This window comes from Vibrio sp. V23_P3S9T160, assembly GCF_963886625.1.
In the GTDB taxonomy this organism is placed as follows: domain Bacteria; phylum Pseudomonadota; class Gammaproteobacteria; order Enterobacterales; family Vibrionaceae; genus Vibrio; species Vibrio anguillarum.
Map to the genome: position 1 here is coordinate 1 of NZ_CAWPDB010000100.1, position 2,299 is coordinate 2,299.

The 2,299-nt window shown below is 40.4% G+C and carries 3 protein-coding genes; all 3 read right to left on the bottom strand.

The window, feature by feature from the left end:
- Positions 1–690 (bottom strand): alpha/beta fold hydrolase (locus AACU59_RS05200; protein ID WP_161437824.1); only part of this gene is annotated, 690 nt, incomplete at its 3' end.
- Positions 691–856: 166 nt separating this feature from the next.
- Positions 857–1,270: a hypothetical protein gene (locus AACU59_RS05205; RefSeq protein ID WP_202598915.1), complete on the bottom strand. Its 414-nt coding sequence runs from the start codon at positions 1,268–1,270 to the stop codon at positions 857–859.
- A complete protein-coding gene (locus AACU59_RS05210) occupies positions 1,254–2,138 on the bottom strand; it encodes a hypothetical protein (RefSeq protein WP_161437825.1) in 885 nt (294 codons plus the stop codon). The genes AACU59_RS05205 and AACU59_RS05210 overlap by 17 nt, the downstream gene beginning before the upstream one ends.
- Positions 2,139–2,299 lie beyond the last annotated feature (161 nt).

A 2,299-nucleotide genomic window follows, 5' to 3' on the forward strand; every position in this document is an offset into this window, starting at 1 on the left:
CAATGGAATATTGGCAAAACTACAACCTACAATTTTCGACTTTAAAGCCGCTGCCTCATCCAACGAAAACAAGAAGTCATTATCACCTCGCATTACTAATGTCGGGCAACGGATTTTTTCAACTAACTCATGTGGGTAGCCAGATTCTGTTGTGTCAAGCCAGACTGCTTTTACAGCGTCTACGAGTTTAGGGAAATCCGGTTTAGGATTTGACGCCTCATATAAAGCAACATCATCGGCAAACCTTGATGCCCAAAATTCAGCCGTCAAACCACTTAGTAATTCAACTGATGGATCATCTGCCTCTAATCGCCACTGCGAACCCAGTGCCACCAAACAAGATACTCTCTCCGGTTCTTGTATTGCTAAACGATAACCTACGATACCACCGTCACTAAAACCAAAAATCGAATATTTCTCAATACCCAAATAGCTAAGAACATGCTGAACGTCTTGTTGATATTGCATGTAATTAAGTGGACGATTGCCTAAAAGGGACTTTCCGTGACCACGGAAATCTATACTTATCAATTGATAGTCAGCAGCAACATATTTATGAATTGAACTTAACTCATTCAACGAACCAAGACCGCCATGAAGCATCAATAATGGCTTGCCGTCATGATTACCTGAAAGCTCGTAATAAATCTCGGAGCCACTAACACTTACATAACCATTTTTATTTTTCATTTTATCGACCAACTACGTTTGTATTGATTTGACCTGAAAAAACTAACGCCCGCTTAAGGGGCAGCCAACGCTACTACTAACTTACCGCATAACACCGTAATCACAAAAACCAACGCATAATAAAAATGCCGCGCGTTGGCTGTCCCTCTTGAAGCGTTTGTTATAACTACGATTTCTCTGTTGCAGACTCTATATGATTCACAACTAAGCCGATAATAAAGTGACAAAAGGTAGCCAAAGCAAACAGCACTATCTGAGTTATTCCTAGCACTTCGTTTGGAATAATTAACATTAGAATATTAATCACCACATTTACTACCAGACCAAAAGCAATCAATACCGTCAGATAGAAGCTCACCGCTGAAGTTTTCTTAGGTTTGTTCGTTTTAGCAAGAGCCGTAGCAAGCTTAACAATTAACTGACCGTATACTATGGTTGCGGCTATCCCCCAATCGGGAAGCATATAAAAAGAATCATTAACCCCTTGGGCACTTCTTACAATCAGTATTATGACGAAAGGCAGTATTACGAAAATGTAGTCAGCAATTAGAGCAAGAACATTACTATTTGCTGTCTTCACTAGACTTCTCCGCTTCTTCTATACGAATTTGCAGTTCTTTTCCTTTTACAACACGTTCAACATGCAAGATACGATGCTGTTTATGAGTATATGTTTTTGAGCCTTTCAACCTCACTGCTTGATAACAGACATAAGCAATTAGCGCATCTCCTGGGTCTAAGTGCCCAAGCTCACAATTTTGATAACGACCTAGCCATTCCTTATGCTCTATAGGAGCTGAGAATGAGACATTTCTCTCTACACTCTTAAAGTCCCACTGAGAGTCACCTAAGAACACGGGCTTTTTGACCAGTAAAGTTTCGTTCTTTTTTATCTCTCTGCTGTCAGCAACAAATAAATCGTCGACCTCTTTATCAAATTTGACTCTCGTATTTAGATACGTGACGTTGTTAACTTGAGGCGTGCAAATATCGATAGTTTCGCCATCAGCAAGTAGTTCAGAAGCCTTGCAAAGGCTTTTGAGATCTTTGGCGAACTGATAACGGTCAATATTAACCTGATTAGGGAATTCTACAGCGCCGTGTGCATGGAGTTCGGACTCAACACCTTTTGCAGCACTATCAATAACGTCTTCGTTTTCGACACTATCTAAGTCAACCATTGAATTAGCGATATATAGGGGTATTGACGTCAACGCATTAGCTACTTTTTTCAAGCCAGACGTACACTTAATTATGCTTTTAAGAGAACCAATTTGAACCCCCGAAAGCTCATAAGTGAAATTAAGGTCAGCATCTATTGATTTGCCGACAGTAAATGTCAAGTTTTCAAAAGCAGTCACATAAGCCGCCATCGCCAGAAACACTCGTTCAGGATTACCTGTCGAAGGCTTATAATCAAGCCGAATTTCAAACGAACTTTCGTACAATCTTAATCTCCTAATGATGTACTCAAAAAGTAGTTATAACGCCCGGCTAAGGGGTTGACAACGCATAGCCGAACTCAAAAAACACACTGTAAACACTGAACTTCAATTTTGTACTAAAGCCGCCACGCGTTGACAATCCCTCTTGAGCCGTTTGTTAGGCC